At 53.2% G+C, this 17,987-nt stretch carries 11 protein-coding genes; 1 reads left to right on the top strand and 10 read right to left on the bottom strand.

The window, feature by feature from the left end; all coding sequences use genetic code 11:
- Nucleotides 1-65 precede the first annotated feature (65 nt).
- The 7 genes from GE278_04650 to tkt form a co-directional block, all read right to left on the bottom strand.
- Nucleotides 66-1,334, bottom strand: a complete 1,269-nt coding sequence (locus GE278_04650) for an MFS transporter (GenBank protein ID QLK60112.1) — start codon at nt 1,332-1,334, stop codon at nt 66-68.
- Nucleotides 1,335-1,394: 60 nt separating this feature from the next.
- Nucleotides 1,395-4,493: a beta-galactosidase gene (locus tag GE278_04645; protein QLK60111.1), complete on the bottom strand. Its 3,099-nt coding sequence runs from the start codon at nt 4,491-4,493 to the stop codon at nt 1,395-1,397.
- A 137-nt stretch (nt 4,494-4,630) separates the two neighbouring features.
- The gene (locus GE278_04640) at nt 4,631-5,713 is read right to left on the bottom strand and encodes a LacI family DNA-binding transcriptional regulator (GenBank protein ID QLK60110.1); all 1,083 of its coding nucleotides are present in this window, start codon (nt 5,711-5,713) and stop codon (nt 4,631-4,633) included.
- A 137-nt stretch (nt 5,714-5,850) separates the two neighbouring features.
- The gene (gene fbaA / locus GE278_04635) at nt 5,851-6,930 is read right to left on the bottom strand and encodes a class II fructose-bisphosphate aldolase (protein ID QLK60109.1); all 1,080 of its coding nucleotides are present in this window, start codon (nt 6,928-6,930) and stop codon (nt 5,851-5,853) included.
- Nucleotides 6,931-7,059: 129 nt separating this feature from the next.
- Nucleotides 7,060-8,223 (bottom strand): phosphoglycerate kinase, encoded by a 1,164-nt coding sequence (locus GE278_04630; protein ID QLK60108.1) that lies wholly within the window; start codon nt 8,221-8,223, stop codon nt 7,060-7,062.
- Between the two features lie 73 nt (nt 8,224-8,296).
- A complete protein-coding gene (locus GE278_04625; GenBank protein ID QLK60107.1) occupies nt 8,297-9,313 on the bottom strand; it encodes an erythrose-4-phosphate dehydrogenase in 1,017 nt (338 codons plus the stop codon).
- 499 nt (nt 9,314-9,812) lie between these two features.
- A complete protein-coding gene (gene tkt / locus GE278_04620) occupies nt 9,813-11,807 on the bottom strand; it encodes a transketolase (protein ID QLK60106.1) in 1,995 nt (664 codons plus the stop codon).
- Nucleotides 11,808-12,055: 248 nt separating this feature from the next.
- Between tkt and GE278_04615 the strand changes: the two genes are divergently transcribed.
- Nucleotides 12,056-12,808, top strand: a complete 753-nt coding sequence (locus GE278_04615) for a M48 family metalloprotease (GenBank protein QLK60105.1) — start codon at nt 12,056-12,058, stop codon at nt 12,806-12,808.
- Between the two features lie 158 nt (nt 12,809-12,966).
- On the opposite strand, the gene mdtQ is transcribed toward GE278_04615, so the two are convergent.
- The 3 genes from mdtQ to speA all read right to left on the bottom strand — a co-directional run bounded on the left by mdtQ (nt 12,967) and on the right by speA (nt 17,805).
- Nucleotides 12,967-14,439 carry a multidrug resistance outer membrane protein MdtQ gene (gene mdtQ / locus GE278_04610; GenBank protein ID QLK63193.1) on the bottom strand — a complete coding sequence of 491 codons (1,473 nt, stop codon included), beginning with the start codon at nt 14,437-14,439 and terminating at the stop codon, nt 12,967-12,969.
- A 258-nt stretch (nt 14,440-14,697) separates the two neighbouring features.
- A complete protein-coding gene (speB, locus tag GE278_04605) occupies nt 14,698-15,621 on the bottom strand; it encodes an agmatinase (protein ID QLK63192.1) in 924 nt (307 codons plus the stop codon).
- Between the two features lie 201 nt (nt 15,622-15,822).
- The gene (speA, locus tag GE278_04600; GenBank protein ID QLK60104.1) at nt 15,823-17,805 is read right to left on the bottom strand and encodes a biosynthetic arginine decarboxylase; all 1,983 of its coding nucleotides are present in this window, start codon (nt 17,803-17,805) and stop codon (nt 15,823-15,825) included.
- Nucleotides 17,806-17,987: the final 182 nt, after the last annotated feature.

The following is a 17,987-nucleotide window of genomic DNA, read 5'->3' as shown; positions in this document are numbered from 1 at the left end:
CTGTAGGTTAAGGTTAACTAACAATACGATGAAGTGCCAATTTCAGGGGCAAGATCCCAGTGAAATTAGGAATTTGCAGGGTGATTCTTTAGCGGCTCTGGCGTTTTGAAAGCCTGCAACGGACCGCGACCGGTCAGCGTAAAGGCCGAGATCACGGTGAAGGCCAACGCGATCAGACCAAGGATCAGATACGTACCGTGGAAACCGATACGGTCATACATGTTCCCGGCAAACACCGACATAAACATGATCGCCACCTGTTTGAAGAAGCAGAATGTCACCAGATAAATCGTCGCAGAGAACCGCACTTCAAATACCGAGGTGATGTATTTGAAGCAGCCGACAATCAGGAAGGGAACTTCAAACATGTGCAGCGTTTTCAGCACCACCACTTCGACAGGCGATGAGGCAAACGACGAACCGATGATGCGCACGGACATGATCGTCCCTGCCAGCAGCAGCGCATTTTTGCCACCGATACGGTTCACGATGAGCGGCGCGAAAAACATGATGCATGCGTTCAGTAATTCGCCCATGGTCGTGACGTAACCGAAGACGCGCGTGCCTTCAGAAGAAGAAGTAAAGAACGAGGTGAAGAAGTTTGCAAACTGCTGATCGAAAACGTCATAGGTACAGGAAACGCCGATCACATACAGCGCCAGGAACCACAGCTTGCGGTCTTTGAGCAACTCGAGCGCAATTTTCAGGCTGAAGGGTTTGGTATTGGCGCCCAAATCGTTTGCTACCCGTGCACTGGAGATCACTTCCGGCTTGGCGATCAGCAACAGAATGGCGAGGATCACCGCACAGCCGGAGCCGAGCCAGAACACGAACTCGTTGTTGATGGTAAACATGATGCCAACCACGGATGCACACAGCGCCCAGCCTACACAGCCGAACATCCGCGCACGGCCAAATTCAAAGCTGCTGCGACGGCTGACTTTCTCAATGTAGGCTTCAATCGCGGGCGCACCAGCGTTGTAAATCAGCCCAAGATAAATCCCGCCGACCACCGATCCCAGATAAATATTCACTTTCAGCAACGGGCCGAACACATAGATAAAGAACGGCGCAAACAGTACCAGCATCCCGGTGATGATCCACAGCAGATGCTTTTTCAGCCCCAGTTTATCTGAGAGCAAACCAAACACCGGCTGGAAAAGTAATGAGAACAGCGAAATGCTGGCGAAAATAATCCCGGTATCACTTTTGCTGATCTGATTGATGTCGTGCAACCAGATCGGGAAGAACGGGAAATAGGCCCCCATGATGAAAAAATAGAAAAAGAAGAACAGCCCGAACATCCAGAAATTGGTATTTTTCATGTAATTCATTTGCAGTTTCCTTGCGACTGAATGCTGCGCCGCAGCGGATTAACGCCGCGGCGCGGGATATCAGGCCCGTTTCCAGGTGAAAGCGTAATGGTAATGACCAGCGGTCAGCAGGAATTCCGGGCTGACGCTTGGACTCCACGAATCATCGCCACCGACGCCCATATGGAAGCCGTCGATATTCAGCCAGGTCCCCTGCTCTTCGCGCAACAAGTGACGATGGCTGGTGTCCATCAGCTGTTGCAGACTGTACCGGCTAAGACCGAAGTGGAAATTGCCTCGCAGCTGCCATCCGGCATAACCCAGTGCACGGGTGTCACCGCGCAGGCCGTTTTCCGTCGGGAAGACGTAAGGCGTATAAAGCTCTGCCAGCGGTAATGTCCAGCGGCCATGTTGTGCCGACAGACGGCGGTCCGGATAGTTCTCATGCGGTCCCAGCCCCAGCCAGCTGACGTTTTCTGCGGTGTCCGCCAGCTGACAGGTCATACCGATGCGCCCGGGTGACGGCACGTTCGAGGCAACGCGCACATCCACGTCGATATGTAATTCACCCTGATTATCAATGCGGTAAACCTTGTTGCTCAGCACGCGGGTTTCATCACCTGCGAGAAAAGCGTGTCGGGCGACAATAATCACGCGATCTTCTAACTGATCGGCGATCACGCTCAGCGTGCGCGATTCCAGCTGATACATACCGGCGGCTTTCCAGCGTTCCACCCACGCATTCGGATCGATGCGGGTCACTTCGCTGACGCCGATATCGTTATCCACCGGCGCACGCACAAACTGATCGCGAAGCGCAGAAAGCAGGCGCGGCGTTTTGCCATCGAACCACTGTTCCAGCAAACCGGTCCGCCGACTGAACTCCCAGCGCTGTGTGCCGTACATGACAAAAATCTGATCGCCCTGCACATCGAGAACCGGCGCCGCGGCGGTGGTTTTTTGCGGCACTGGCAGGCTTAGCGCCTGCGGCAGTTGCCACTGATCCCACGCGCTGCGATGTCCGGCTTCTGACCACGCCGTCGACTGCGGCTGATGCACGGCAACATTCAGCCATAAATCCCCTTTTACCTGCGGGATCTGCCCCAGCTCCAGCGTTTGCGTACCGTTCGGCGCGATGTTTAATACGGCTTCACCCTGTGAAATCACTTCACCGTCTTGCTCAATGCGCCAGACCAGTTGCTCGTTATCGCTGTGGCGGAACAGGTATTCGCTTTGAATTTGCAGCGTCAGGGGCGCGGTGCTAATCAGTGAGAACTGGAAGAACTGCTGCGCGCGCTGGGCTTCAAACAGCGACGGATGCGGCGTGCGGTCGGCGAACACCAAACCGTTCATGCAGAACTGACGGTCGTTCGGCGTATCGCCAAAATCACCGCCGTAAGCCATATAACGCTCACCGTCTTCGCCGGTACGCAGCAAGCTCTGATCCACCCAGTCCCAGACAAATCCGCCCTGCAAACGCGGGAACTGGCGGAAGGCTTTCCAATATTTATCGAAACCACCAAAGCTGTTGCCCATCGCGTGGGCGTATTCGCAGAGGATCAGCGGACGCGTTTCGTCCGGCATGCTGATCCACTTTTTGATAGACCATTTCGGCACCGCCGGGAACGGCTGATCCTGCTCCACACGGGAATACATCGGGCAGATTATGTCGGTCGCCGCGCTGTTTGCGCCGCCACCTTCATACTGCACCGGACGCGTCGGATCGACGGATTTGATCCAGCGGTACATGGCATCATGATTCGCGCCGTGGCCAGATTCGTTACCCAGCGACCAGATGATGATGCACGGATGGTTGCGGTCGCGCTGAACCATGCGGGTAACGCGCTCGCTGAATGCATTGAACCACACAGGATCGTCTGACAGACGGTTCATCGGCTGCATACCGTGGGTTTCGATATTGGCTTCATCAACCACGTACAGACCGTACTCATCGCACAGGCGATACCACAACGGATGGTTCGGGTAATGCGAACAACGCACCGCGTTGAAGTTGTGTTGTTTCATCAGCACAATGTCACGACGCATGGTCGCTTCATCCATCACCTGACCGTTTTCCGGGTGATGTTCATGACGGTTGGTGCCGCGGATCAGCACCGGCTGGCCGTTCACTTTAAGCAGGCCGTTGCTGATTTCCACCTGACGGAAACCGACGTTGCAGGCTTCTGCTTCGATGACCTCACCGTCTGGCGAAATCAGGGAAATCACCGCGCGGTAAAGTGCAGGCTGTTCGGCGCTCCATAACGCAGGCTGTCTGACCGGCAGACGCACGGTGGTTTTGTCGAACGCAGCGCCCCGTTCATCGATAATGTCACTGCCGAGCGGCTGCGTATGTTCTGCGATGGCGTGGTCGCCCTGCCAGAGCTGGACGCGAACCTGATAATCCGCCGCCGTTTCCTGCGGTACGGCAGCGCTGACCTGAACTTCCAGTTCGGCCAGTGTGAAGCCGTGGAAAAGATGCGTGCGAACCTGATAATCGGTGATCTGCTCCGCCGGTTTATGCATCAGGATGACGTCGCGGAAAATCCCGCTCATACGCCACATATCCTGATCTTCCAGATAACTGCCGTCGCTCCAGCGCAGCACCATCACTGCCAGACGGTTTTCGCCCGCGCGCAGTACGCCGCTAAGATCGAACTCCGCCGGCAGACGGCTGTCCTGCGAATAACCGATCCACTGGCCGTTACACCACAGATAAAACGCCGAATTGACGCCGTTGAACACAATGCGCGTCTGGCCGCTGTTCAGCCATGCGTTATCCACACTCACTGTGAGCGAGTAACAACCAGTAGGATTTTCTTCCGGTACGAAAGGTGGATTTACCGGGATAGGATACTGAACGTTGGTATAAATCGGCGCGTCGTAGCCTGCCAGTTGCCAGTTAGAGGGCACCTGAACCCGTTCAGCATCGGACAGATCCTGTTTTAGCCACTGTTCCGGCACGGCCTCAGGACGGTTAAAATAGCTGAATCCCCACTCACCGTTCAGCGAGAGAAGAGCCGACGATGCCTTATCTTCTCTGGCTTCCTGAACATTACGCCAGCTGTTAAAAGGCGGATGCGCCGCAAGGCGGTTGACCTGCGTCGATGACGGCTTTTCCCAGTCACGCCGGGCCAGAACTACAGCCAGCGATGACAGTTTTTCGTCCCCAGATGTACTCATCGTTTATCCTCAGCAAAATTGTTATGCGCTCACAATATAAATAAAGATGCGTAACACGAGGCAGTAAGTAAAGCGAAGGGGAGCAGGAAAGGGACGCGGATCACAGATTCCGCGTCCGTACGTTCTGATTTTGAGAATTACAGCGCGCTGAGCTGCCGCGCGATACGGATCAGCTCCTGGGACAATGCTTCCTGTGAAACAGGCTTTTCACCGGGCGTCGCGGTGGTATGACGTTCTACCAGAGAAGTCGGCAGTAACAACGATGATCGGCGACGGTCGCCGTGAGTGTGCAGGTGATCGACCAGACGGTTGACGCTTTCATGCCCGAGCAAACGGAAATCCTGTTTAATGGTGGTTAGCGGCGGGAAGAAAAATGCGCTGTCCTCCGTATCATCATACCCGATGACCGAGATTTGCTCCGGCACGCGCAGGCCATATTCATGTACTGCACGCAGAACCCCCAGCGCCATCTGATCGTTGGCCACCAGAATCGCGCCAGGCCGCGCAGGCTGGTTCAGTAATAACAATGCCTGCTGGTAGCCGGATGCCGCGCTCCAGTCGCCGTGCTGCACCGCACAGGGCGTCACGTGATACTTCGCCATCGTTTCCAGCCAGCCTTCATACCGAAGGCGTGCAGAAATGGATTCAAGCGGGCCGGTCAGTACAGCAATCTGCCGATGTCCGAGCGCCAGCAGATGTTCCACGCCCTGTTCTGCCCCGCAATGCGGATCGAACAAAATTTTGAAAACCCCGGCCTGCGGATCAACATCCAGAAACAGCGCCGGCAAGTTGCCACACATTTGCGCGATTGCATCTGCACTGTCGTTGGACAGCGGCACGTTGATAAGCACGCCATCGACGCGTTGTGACATCAGCTCACTCACCGCCGTGCGGCAAGCCGACAGGCTCAGGTTATCCGTCATTGAAATCACGACGTTAAACCCTAACTGATTGGCGCGTGTTTTGACCGCTGAGGCAATTTGCGATGGCGCATGAAGCGCCAGCTCAGTCGTCGCCAGCCCCAGCGTGTAGCTTTGCTTACCTGCCAGCTGCTGTGCGACGCGGTTCGGCACATAGTTCAGCGCCGCCATCGCCTTCTCGACTTTATCGCGCGTCTTAGTCGAGACGTGCGCCGCCTGATTAAGCACGCGGGAAACAGTCTGATAAGACACACCGGCGTGGCGTGCCACATCATCGAGGGTGACAGATTTTGGCTTCATGGCTCTCTCTTCGGGAATTCATGCGGGAACGCGCAGGACGGGATATTGTGGCCGGAAAGCAGACAATAAAAAAGGGGCCGAAGCCCCTTTGGTTACGATCCTCACATTCCGGTGGTCAAGCACCAGAAGGATAAGAATTACAGTACGTCGATCGCGTTCAGTTCTTTGAATGCCAGTTCCAGGCGAGTCACCATGGAAGTCTGAGCAGAACGCAGCCATACGCGTGGGTCATAGAATTTCTTGTTAGGTTTATCCGCGCCTTCCGGGTTACCTAACTGACCTTGCAGGTAAGCTTCGTTTTTCTTGTAGAACTGCAGGATACCGTCCCAGTTTGCCCATTGGGTATCGGTATCGATGTTCATTTTGATAACACCGTAGCCTACAGATTCTTTGATTTCTGCTGCAGTAGAACCAGAACCGCCGTGGAACACGAAGTTCAGGCTGTTGTGTGGCAGGTTGTGTTTCTTGCAAACGTATTCCTGAGAATCGCGCAGAATCGTTGGGGTCAGTTTAACGTTACCTGGTTTGTACACGCCGTGTACGTTACCGAATGACGCAGCGATAGTGAAACGTGGGCTGATAGCGTTCAGTTTTTCGTATGCGTAATCAACGTCTTGTGGCTGAGTGTACAACGCAGAAGCGTCCATATGGCTGTTGTCTACGCCATCTTCTTCACCACCAGTACAACCCAGTTCGATTTCCAGAGTCATATCGAGTTTTGCCATGCGAGCTAAGTACTTGCTGCAAATTTCGATGTTTTCTTCCAGAGATTCTTCAGACAGGTCGATCATGTGAGAAGAGAACAGTGGTTTACCGGTTTTGGCAAAGTGAGCTTCACCCGCGTCCAGCAGACCGTCGATCCATGGCAGCAGTTTTTTCGCGCAATGGTCGGTGTGCAGGATGACTGGCACGCCGTAATGTTCTGCCATCTGATGCACATGGTGTGCGCCAGAGATTGCACCCAGGATTGCAGCACCTTGCGGCACGTCAGTTTTCAGGCCTTTGCCTGCGATGAACGCAGCGCCGCCATTAGAGAACTGAACGATAACCGGTGAACGGACTTTCGCAGCAGCTTCGAGAACGGCATTGATAGAGTCGGTGCCTACGCAGTTAACCGCTGGCAGAGCAAATTTGTTTTCTTTAGCAACAGCGAAAACTTTCTGTACATCATCACCAGTGATAACGCCTGGTTTTACGAAATCAAAAATTTTAGACATAGTTCTTTGTCCTGTATTCGTCGGCCGTAGATGGATTGAATCGGTTTGCTATGTCGCGCGAGTTCCACTGTGCAGCCCCTCGCGCGGCAAAGAAGAACAGGAAACCCTATGCTTCCTGTTCAGGGTTCATTACTTCTTAGCACGCTCTTCCAGCATCACAACCGCTGGCAGTGCTTTCCCTTCAACGAACTCGAGGAATGCGCCACCGCCAGTGGAGATATAGGAAATTTTGTCAGCGATACCGAACAGGTCGATAGCCGCTAAAGTGTCGCCGCCGCCTGCGATAGAGAAACCTTCGCTGTCAGCAATGGCTTGCGCCACAATTTCGGTTCCTCTGCGGAAGTTAGGGAACTCGAACACGCCTACCGGGCCATTCCACAGAATGGTTTTCGCGTTTTTGATGATCTCAGCCAGGCGGTAAGCAGACTCGTCGCCCATGTCGAGAATTTGTTCATCATCTTTGATGTCTTTAACAGACTTCACGGTAGCCGTAGCAGTTTCAGAGAACTCAGTGGCCACACGAACGTCTGTAGGAACAGGAATGTCGCAGGTTTCCAGCAGTTTGCTTGCTGTATCAACCAGATCCGCTTCGTACAGGGATTTACCAACGTTGTTGCCTTGAGCAGCCACGAAGGTGTTGGCGATACCACCACCCACGATCAGCTGGTCAGCAATTTTGGACAGGGAATCCAGAACGGTCAGTTTGGTAGACACTTTAGAACCACCAACGATCGCCACCATTGGGCGCGCCGGGTTACCCAGTGCTTTGCCCAGTGCTTCCAGCTCAGCTGACAGCAGAGGACCCGCACAGGCGATCGGAGCAAATTTGCCGACGCCGTGGGTAGAAGCTTGTGCGCGGTGCGCGGTACCGAATGCGTCCATCACATAGATGTCACACAGGGCAGCATATTTTTTGGACAGCGCTTCGTCGTCTTTCTTTTCGCCTTTGTTAAAGCGAACGTTTTCCAGAACAACCAGCTCGCCTTCTGCAACTTCAACGCCGTCAAGGTAATCTTTCGCCAGACGAACTGGAGATTTCAGATGCTCTTTCAGGTAGTTAACAACCGGCAGCAGAGAAAACTCTTCGTTATATTCGCCTTCAGTCGGACGACCCAGATGCGAGGTAACCATCACACGTGCACCTTGTTTCAGGGCAATTTCGATGGTAGGTAAAGAAGCGCGGATACGTGCATCTGACGTAACTTTGCCATCTTTAACCGGCACGTTGAGATCCGCACGGATCAATACGCGCTTACCTGCTAAATCCAGATCGCTCATCTTAATAACAGACATGGTGAATCCTCTCGTTGATTCTCTTTAAAGTTGCTTGAAGGCGGTTTCGGCCAGAGAGGCCGCAACAACCGTACTAGAAACCGCTAGCGGACATTGCCAATGTTGTATCCAACATTCGGTTAGCAAACCCCCACTCGTTATCGCACCAGACCAGTGTTTTTATCAGGTGCTTTCCACTTACCCGCGTCTGCGTTCCATCTACAATGGCGCTGTGGGGATCGTGGTTAAAATCTGTCGAGACTAATGGTAGTTCGGTATAGTCAACTATACCACGAAAAGCGCCCATTGCGGCCTTTTGCAGCAGTTGGTTCACCTCGTCTACCGTTACCGAACCCTCGACAAATACGCTTAGATCAATGGCTGTAACATTGATGGTCGGCACCCGCACGGAGATTGCTTCAAAACGATCGCAGAACTTCGGCATGATGCGCGTGATCCCCGCGGCAAGCTTGGTATCGACCGGGATAATAGACTGACTTGCGGCGCGTGTGCGGCGTAAATCCGCATGGTATGCGTCAATTACCGGCTGGTCATTCATCGAAGAGTGGATGGTCGTTACGGTACCAGACTCAATGCCGTAGGCATCGTCGAGAAGCTTGATCACAGGGATAATACAATTGGTGGTGCATGACGCATTGGACACAATGCGGTGCTGGCGTTCGAGCAACTGGTGGTTCACACCGTAGACCACGGTGGCGTCGAGATCGTGACCACCCGGATGCGCGAACAGAATTTTTTTAGCCCCAGCCTCAAGCTGAGTTTCACCGTCTTCGCGGCTACCGTAAACGCCGGTGCAATCGAGCACGACGTCTATACTCAGCTCGCCCCACGGCAGCTGGCTGGCATCAGGTTGATGGAATAATCGGATGGAGTCATCGCCAACATAAAGGTTCTCACCTTCCTGGCGGACATCCCAGGCGAAGCGGCCGTGGCTGGAGTCGTATTTAAGCAGATGGGCCATGCCTTCAGGGCTGGCAAGTTCGTTGATGGCGATAACGGAGATTTCCGCCCGACGCCCGGATTCGTATAACGCGCGCAATACGCTACGGCCAATGCGACCAAAGCCATTAATTGCAATACGTATTGGCATACTTCTCCCTGTTACACGGTTGTTACTCAAAATCAGTAACATCTATAGTAATGCAGCGTGCGTTTACGGTGAATAACCATCATCATCGGTGCGCACAATACGTGCCGCAGAAAAATTTCCTTTTCCTACACGTTAACAACGTGAGGACGATGATAAGCTCAAATAGCCAGACTGAAACGGTTCAGCTGAGAATAAACGAAACAATGTCCAAAAGGAATAATTCCAGGAATTTCACCGTGCGAATCGCTTCAATCGCTTAAAAAAACGCCATGAAAATCCAGACGTTCACAGTGATTTTACTTTTTCATCACGTTTAAGACAGTGATTCTTTTCAAAAACCGACAGATTAAAACACTTTCAGAATGAAGCGAGTGTACCGAGATTTGTCCGGGAAGGGTTTGACCTGTGTCATTTAGCAAGGAAACTGCAAGCCTGCTCATGGTATCAGGATGTAAAAAAAGCACCCGAAGGTGCTTTATAAATTCACTGGAGAAGGGAATTACTTCAACAACGACTGTGCTTGCGCAACCACGTTATCAACAGTGAAACCGAACTCTTTGAACAACAGGTCTGCCGGAGCTGACTCGCCGAAGCTGTGCATACCGACGATTGCGCCGTTCAGGCCAACGTATTTGAACCAGTAGTCAGCGATACCCGCTTCTACCGCAACGCGTGCAGAAACAGCTTTCGGCAAGACGGATTCACGGTAAGCCGCGTCCTGTTTGTCGAAGGCATCGGTAGACGGCATGGAAACAACGCGCACTTTGGTGCCCGCTGCGGCCAGTTTGTCTGCGGCTTCTACGGTGATGCCGACTTCTGAACCGGTCGCGATCAGGATAACCTCAGGCGTACCATCACAATCTTTCAGGATGTAGCCACCGCGCGCCACGTTCGCCAGTTGCTCAGCGGTACGTGGCTGCTGGGTCAGGTTCTGACGGGAGAAGATCAGGGTAACCGGGCCGTCGTTACGTTCGATTGCGTATTTCCACGCTACCGCAGATTCGACCTGGTCAGCAGGGCGCCATGTGCTCATGTTTGGCGTGACGCGCAGGCTGGCGATTTGTTCAACCGGCTGGTGCGTCGGGCCATCTTCGCCCAGACCGATGGAGTCATGGGTGTAGACGAACACATTGCGGATCTTCATCAGAGCCGCCATACGCACGGCGTTACGCGCATATTCGACGAACATCAGGAAAGTCGCCGAGTACGGCAGGAAACCGCCGTGCAGCGCGATACCGTTGGTGATCGCAGTCATACCGAATTCACGCACGCCGTAATGGATATAGTTACCCGCCTGATCGTCGCCGATAGACTTGGAACCAGACCACATAGTCAGGTTGCTTGGTGCCAGGTCAGCAGACCCGCCCAGGAATTCGGGTAAGACTTTACCGAATGCTTCCAGCGCATTCTGAGATGCTTTACGGCTGGCAATGTTGGCAGGATTTGCCTGCAGCTCTTCGATAAATTTCTGTGCGTCCGCTTCCCAGTTAGCGGGCAGCTCGCCGTTCACACGACGTTTGAACTCTTTTGCCAGTTCAGGATGTGCTTTCGCATAGGCAGCGAATTTCTCATCCCAGGCTGCTTCTTTCGCTTTGCCGACTTCTTTCGCATCCCACTGCGCGTAGATATCTTGTGGAATTTCAAAGGCAGCGTATTTCCAGCCCAACGCTTCACGGGTAGCGGCTACTTCAGCTGCGCCCAGTGCGGCACCGTGCACATCGTGCGTACCGGCTTTGTTCGGCGAACCGAAACCGATCACGGTTTTGCACATCAGCAGGGAAGGTTTGTCGGTAACTTTGTGTGCTTCTTCGATAGCGGCTTTGATCGCATCAGGATTGTGACCGTCAACGCCACGGACTACATGCCAGCCGTAAGCTTCAAAACGCTTAGCAGTATCATCGGTGAACCAGCCTTCAACGTGGCCATCGATGGAAATACCGTTGTCATCATAAAACGCGGTCAGTTTGCCGAGTTTCATGGTACCGGCCAGTGAACACACTTCGTGAGAAATGCCTTCCATCATGCAACCATCACCCAGGAATGCATAGGTCTGGTGGTTAACGATGTCGTGGCCTGGTTTGTTGAACTGCGCAGCCAGCGTGCGCTCTGCAATAGCAAAACCGACAGCATTCGCGATACCCTGACCCAACGGGCCGGTCGTCGTTTCAACGCCAGCGGTATAACCGTATTCCGGGTGGCCTGGGGTTTTGGAGTGCAGCTGACGGAAGTTCGCCAGTTCGCTGATTGGCAGATCATAGCCTGTGAGGTGCAGCAGGCTATAAATCAGCATGGAACCATGACCATTGGACAGCACGAAGCGGTCGCGGTCAGCCCAGTTTGGGTTTGTCGGGTTATGGTTCAGGTAGTCACGCCACAAGACTTCGGCAATGTCAGCCATGCCCATAGGGGCGCCAGGGTGGCCGGAATTCGCTTTCTGCACGGCATCCATACTAAGTGCGCGGATTGCGTTCGCAAGCTCTTTACGAGAGGACATGTTCTACTCCAGGTCGGATTAATAAAGCAGTCAAGAAAGTCATTTTCTCAGACTCGGCATTAAATCGGCAATCTCTAATCACTCACGTGATGAAGTTCACAGAATACGCTTTTAAATCAGTGCGTTTTTTCGGACTTACACTATAGATCGGGCACTGCGAAAATCCTACCTTAACGCTATTCTTACGATGAGCGCCTTTTTCGGGGTGCATTGACTGATTTTTACACTCTTTCTGGGAACCTGAATTGATGAAATTTCATCCTGTAATGTTGAGCCTGTTGGCCACTACTCTGTTGAGCGGTTGTGCAACAGTGAATACCGATACTTTAATGCAATCCGGCGCGCAGGCTTATCAGGCATATACCCTGAGCGACGCCGATGTGAAAACCCTCAGCGTTCAGTCTTGCGAAGAGATGGATAAAAAAGCGCAGATCGCGCCGGACAGCAGCGAATATGCTCAACGTCTGAAAAAAATCTCCGCCGCGCTGGGCGATAACATCAACGGCACACCGGCCAACTACAAGGTATACGTGACCAAAGACGTCAACGCCTGGGCGATGGCCAACGGTTGTATCCGTGTCTATAGCGGCCTGATGGATATGATGAACGACAATGAAGTCGAAGGCGTACTTGGCCACGAAATGGGACACGTAGCCCTCGGTCACACCCGCAAAGCCATGCAGGTGGCGTACAGTGCAACGGCGGCGCGCTCAGCGATTTCCTCCCTCGGCGGCGTCAGCGCCACGTTGTCACAGTCACAATTGGCCGATCTGGGCGAGAAATACGTTAACGCGCAGTTCTCGCAGAAACAGGAATCCGAAGCCGACGACTACTCTTTCGATCTGCTGAAAAAACGCGGCATCGATCCGACCGGTCTGGCGACCAGTTTCGAGAAACTGGCGAAACTGGATCAGGGCAGCAGCATCGGCTGGTTTGACGATCACCCATCGTCAGAAGCCCGTGCTAAACATATCCGCGAGCGTATTGCCGCTGGCAAATAATCCATAAAAAAGAGATGCGTCATGAGGCGCATCTCTTTTCATTTACTCATTAATACTTCTATTTAATAGAAATGAGTTCGCACAAAACCTGATAATAAAAAACCTTCAGAAAACAAACTATTTAACGCTCAGCGATATATATAAATTAAATATTTTAGTCAGCCCTGATGAACCGCTGAAGCATTCATTGAACGATAACCACCACCCAAAGCGCGGATTAGACGAATATCGGCGCTGAGCCATTCCCCCTGCAACTGAATCTTTTTCGCCTGCTCCTGAAGAAGTGGCAATTTAGCTTTCGCCACCTGCGCGCCGCTGAGAATTCCTACGTTGAAGCGCTGCTGTGCCAGTGAGTAAATATGCTGGCTCCCGTCCAGCACGGTTTGCTGATGCGCATTTTCATCCGACAGCGTCTGTACCTGACTGGCGCTTTTCACCACATCACTCACCGCCTCGACCACCGCTTTGTTATATGACGCGATGCTCAGATTGCTGTTGGCGCGCACAATGCCCAGACTGGCATTCAGCCTGCCGCTGTCAAAGACCGGCAACGTCAGCCCGGCAATCGCGCCCATCTGCTGCGCCGAACTGCGAAACAGATCACTCATGTGCAGCGCATCATATTGCAGAAAGCCCATCATATTAATGCTCGGATAAAACGCAGCATGTGCCGCATCCACGGCGCTCAGTGACGCATCGATATACCAGTGCGCGGCCTGCAAATCCGGGCGTCGTGCCAGTAATTCGTAGCCCAATACCGGCGGCAGGCTGTCTTTCATCTCAGGCAGAGCGACCGGCGTTAACGGCACCGCTGGCGCATTCATACCCAGCATCGCCTGCAATGAGACTTGTAAGAGACGAAGCCGCCCTTTCGAAGCGTCAATCTTCTCGTCAATTTTCGCCAGCCGTATTGCCGTGCTGGTATCGTCAATCGACGAGGTCACGCCCTCGTCATACAGTTGCCGGTCAGTTTTAGCGATCAGTGTTTCCTGTTCCCGGAGATCCACCAGCGTTTGCTTGAGCGCCATGTAAGTCTGGATATCCCAATAAAGCTCCACCACCGCGGAGGAGACTAGCAGACGCGCCTCAGCCAGTTCAGCCTGCTTTGCCTGATAAACACCGATCGCAGACTGGATCTGCGCACGGTTTTTGCCCCACAGATCCAACTCATAGCTGCCCTGCAGGCCAAATGTAGCGTTCGTATACCAAGGGCCAGTGGTGCCTGCTGCAGGATCATCGAGCGCAAACGGGCCCATTATCCCTTCTGCCGACATTTTCTGTCGTTCGATGTCACCGCCAAAATCAAGTCGTGGCCCATCATTCGCCTCACCCATTTTGATGTGGGCTTTTGCCACTTCCACGCGTTGTTGCACCACGGCAATCGACGGTGAATCCTTCAGTGCCTGCGCCACCAGCGCATTGAGTTGCGGATTGTGGTAGTCCGTCCACCAGTCAGAACCCGGCCATTTTTGCATTGCGGCCTGCGGAATTTGCGGCGTGCGCAGCTGTGCAATATCGGTCTGAGTGATAAACGGTTTTTCGTCATGCACCCACGCGCAGCCGCTGAGGAAAATTAAGAAAGGCAGTAATATAACCGGCGAGATTATTTTACTTTTATAAAACTCATGAATTGATTTCAATTTAATTATTCACTCAACAAATATATCGCAAGCCGGTGCGAATTTAAACGGCGTGCAGAATAAATGATGAGCAGATAATTTAATTATGAAAGTGTGCGAATGATGGTTATTTGCAGAGATATTATTTTCACGCTTAGGATTTCTTAAATACTAATTTAAATTTAATATAATTAATATAAACACATTCACCATACAAATAATTAAGGCACCACACGGGTGCCTTAAGCGAGTGATGGAACGGACTGATTATCAGCCTTTTTTAGACGCCTGCACGTGCAGCATTTCCAGCGCCAGTGTCGCAGCAGCCAGCGCGGTGATTTCAGACTGGTCGTAAGCCGGAGCCACTTCCACGATATCCATGCCCACAATATCCAGATCCAAGTCTTTCAGGCCGCGAACCAGTTTCAACGCGCGATCAGACGTCAGGCCGCCGATGACCGGTGTGCCGGTACCCGGTGCATGTGCCGGATCCAGACAATCGATATCGAAGCTCAGGTAAACCGGCAGATCACCGACGATTTGCTTCACCTGTGCCAGAATATCATCCACGGTGCGGTCATTGACCTGCGCCGCATCCAGAACGGTGAAGCCGAGATTTTTATCGAATTCGGTGCGAATACCAATCTGTACCGAGTGATTCGGATCGATCAGGCCTTCGTTCGGCGCGTGGAAGAACATAGTGCCGTGGTCAAATTTGCTGCCGTTGGAATAAGTGTCGGTGTGCGCATCGAAATGCACCAGCGCCATTTTACCGAAGTGTTTGGCGTGCGCGCGCAGCAGTGGCAGGGTCACGAAGTGGTCGCCACCGAAAGAGAGCATACGCTTGCCGGAAGACAGTACTTTATCAGCGTGCTGTTGCAGTTTGTCTGTCAGATCTTGTGCATCACCGAAGTTGAACACCAGATCGCCACAGTCGATGACGTTCAGACGATCGCGCAGATCGAAATCCCACGGCCAGCGCTGACCTTCCCACGCCAGATTCACGGATACCTGACGAATGGCGGCAGGGCCGAGGCGTGCGCCTGAGCGGCCAGAGGTCGCCATGTCGAAAGGAATACCGGTAATGACCCAGTCAGCTTCCGCCGTGTACGGCTGGAAGTTCAGCGGAAAACGCAAAAAACCAAATGCGTTGGAAACCAGGGAGTTATCAGGCTCATTGCCCAAAGTGCTCACTAATTTGCTCATAAAAAAATCCTCTTTATGCATCGCCGTGCAGCCTGCTGCTGACACAGAGTGGTGAAGTATAGATGAAAAAAAATCCCCACCACGTCGTTTGCCCGACCTGAAAGGGATTTCTACAAATTCATATTGTATTGCTGTTGGCGCGAATTTTACCCTAATCCGGCTCAGCTTCAAGCCGGATTATTGTGCGCTTTACTCGTCTTCTTCCAGATAAGTGTAACCGTACAAACCGGATTCAAACTCTTCGACGAACTGCGCCTGAAGTTCGGCATCCAGATCGGTTTCTTTCACCTGATCGCGGAAACGGGCCAGCAGAACATTAGGATCCAGCTGCACATATTCCAGCATATCAGCGACGGTATCGCCTTCATCCGACTGCTGCACTTCAATGCTGCCGTCAGGGAATACGAATACATCAACCGCGGCAGTATCACCGAACAGGTTGTGCATGTTGCCGAGAATTTCCTGATACGCGCCCACCATAAAGAAGCCCAGTACCGGCGGATTTTCCGGGTCGTACGGAGGCATCGGCATCGTGGTCGCCACGCCGTCACCGTCGATGTAGTGATCGATAGTGCCGTCGGAGTCACAGGTGATGTCCAGCAGGACAGCGCGACCTACAGGCGGTTTATCCAGGCCTTCCAGCGGCAGAACCGGGAACAGCTGGTCGATACCCCATGCATCCGGCATTGACTGGAACAGCGAGAAGTTGACGTACAGTTTGTCCGCCATACGTTCCTGCAATTCGTCGATGATCGGACGGTGCGCGCGGTTGCTCGGATCGAGCTGACCCTGAATCATATTGCAAATATTCAGGTAGATGTCTTCCGCCCAGGCGCGCTGGGTCAGATCCAAAATACCGTGCGCGTACTGAGAATGTACGTCGTGCAAATCCATCTGAGTATCGTGCAGCCATTCACGCAGTGAGCGGCGGTTTTCCGGATCGTGCATTTCGTTCCAGGTATCCCACATGCTGCCGAGCGCACGCGGAGCGTCATCAGCAGGCTGAACCGGATCGCGGAATTCGTTGCGCTCAACGCCGATAATGTTAGACACCAGCACGGTGTGGTGCGCGGTCACGGCGCGGCCAGACTCGGTGATGACCGTCGGGTGCGGCAGGCCGTGTTCATTACAGGCGTCGCCGATCCCCCAGATCACGTTGTTCGCGTATTCGTTGAGACCGTAGTTCACCGAGCAGTCAGACTGCGAACGAGTTCCTTCGTAATCCACGCCCAAACCGCCGCCGACGTCGAAGCATTGAATGTTCACGCCAAGCTTGTGCAGCTCCACGTAAAAACGCGCGGATTCACGCACACCGGTGGAAATGTCACGGATATTCGCCAGCTGTGAGCCAAGGTGGAAGTGCAGCAATTGCAGACTTTCCAGACGCCCGGCATCACGCAGCATCTCAACCAGCTGCAAAACCTGTGAGGCTGCCAGACCAAATTTGGATTTCTCGCCACCGCTGGACTGCCACTTGCCGGAGCCCTGGGAAGACAGACGCGCACGCACGCCCAGACGCGGGATAACATTCAGACGTTCAGCTTCTTCCAGCACCAGCTTAATCTCGGTCATCTTCTCGATAACCAGATACACCTTGTGACCGAGCTTTTCGCCGATCAGTGCCAGACGAATGTATTCACGGTCTTTATAGCCGTTACAGACAATCACCGAACGGGTCATGCCCGCATGGGCAAGAACCGCCATCAGCTCGGCTTTCGAACCGGCTTCCAGACCCAGAGGTTCGCCGGATTCGACCAGCGATTCGATCACGCGGCGATGCTGGTTGACCTTAATCGGATACACCAGGAAGTAGTCACCCTCGTAGCCGAACGACTCACGCGCACGTTTGAACGCGGCGTTAATCGAACGCAGACGGTGCTGCAAAATTTGTGGGAAGCAGAACAGCGCCGGCAGACGCTGACCGTCCTGCTCTCGCATGTCTTTCACCAGTTGCGCCAGATCCACGCGTGCTGAAGGGACGTCGGGATCCGGGCACACACTAATGTGGCCCAGTTCATTGACGTCATAATAATTGTTACCCCAATAGGCAACGTTGTAAGTGCGCAGCATTTTGCTGGCATCACGATCGTTCACGGCAACCTCCTGCATGGAGCGCAAAGAAACGGTATCGCCCGCATGTGACGGACGGTGGGACTGGATGTCATCAGACATAGGTAAATCCTCTTTCTACACTGACAACATGGCCAGCCACTATCGCAGTAACAACAGGTGAGAACAACCCGAACGGATGGCTTTCAGACAGGATAAAAACCTGTGCGCCAGGGTTCGCAAACTGTTTTTCACTCATGTGATTATAGAATTCATCATTAGACTCCGTGGAACGGGTCAGGAGA

This window comes from Enterobacteriaceae bacterium Kacie_13, assembly GCA_013457415.1.
GTDB lineage: Bacteria > Pseudomonadota > Gammaproteobacteria > Enterobacterales > Enterobacteriaceae > Rahnella.
Note: the sequence above shows the minus strand (reverse complement) of the source record. Positions and strands in the feature narration are given on the sequence as shown.

What these genes read in the sequence shown, in the direction of transcription:
- GE278_04640 (QLK60110.1), bottom strand. Translation starts at nt 5,713, where the DNA reads ATGAAGCCAAAATCTGTCACCCTCGATGATGTGGCACGCCACGCCGGT.
- GE278_04645 (QLK60111.1), bottom strand. Translation starts at nt 4,493, where the DNA reads ATGAGTACATCTGGGGACGAAAAACTGTCATCGCTGGCTGTAGTTCTG.
- fbaA (QLK60109.1), bottom strand. Translation starts at nt 6,930, where the DNA reads ATGTCTAAAATTTTTGATTTCGTAAAACCAGGCGTTATCACTGGTGAT.
- GE278_04615 (QLK60105.1), top strand. Translation starts at nt 12,056, where the DNA reads ATGAAATTTCATCCTGTAATGTTGAGCCTGTTGGCCACTACTCTGTTG.
- GE278_04625 (QLK60107.1), bottom strand. Translation starts at nt 9,313, where the DNA reads ATGCCAATACGTATTGCAATTAATGGCTTTGGTCGCATTGGCCGTAGC.
- tkt (QLK60106.1), bottom strand. Translation starts at nt 11,807, where the DNA reads ATGTCCTCTCGTAAAGAGCTTGCGAACGCAATCCGCGCACTTAGTATG.
- GE278_04630 (QLK60108.1), bottom strand. Translation starts at nt 8,223, where the DNA reads ATGTCTGTTATTAAGATGAGCGATCTGGATTTAGCAGGTAAGCGCGTA.
- GE278_04650 (QLK60112.1), bottom strand. Translation starts at nt 1,334, where the DNA reads ATGAATTACATGAAAAATACCAATTTCTGGATGTTCGGGCTGTTCTTC.
- speA (QLK60104.1), bottom strand. Translation starts at nt 17,805, where the DNA reads ATGTCTGATGACATCCAGTCCCACCGTCCGTCACATGCGGGCGATACC.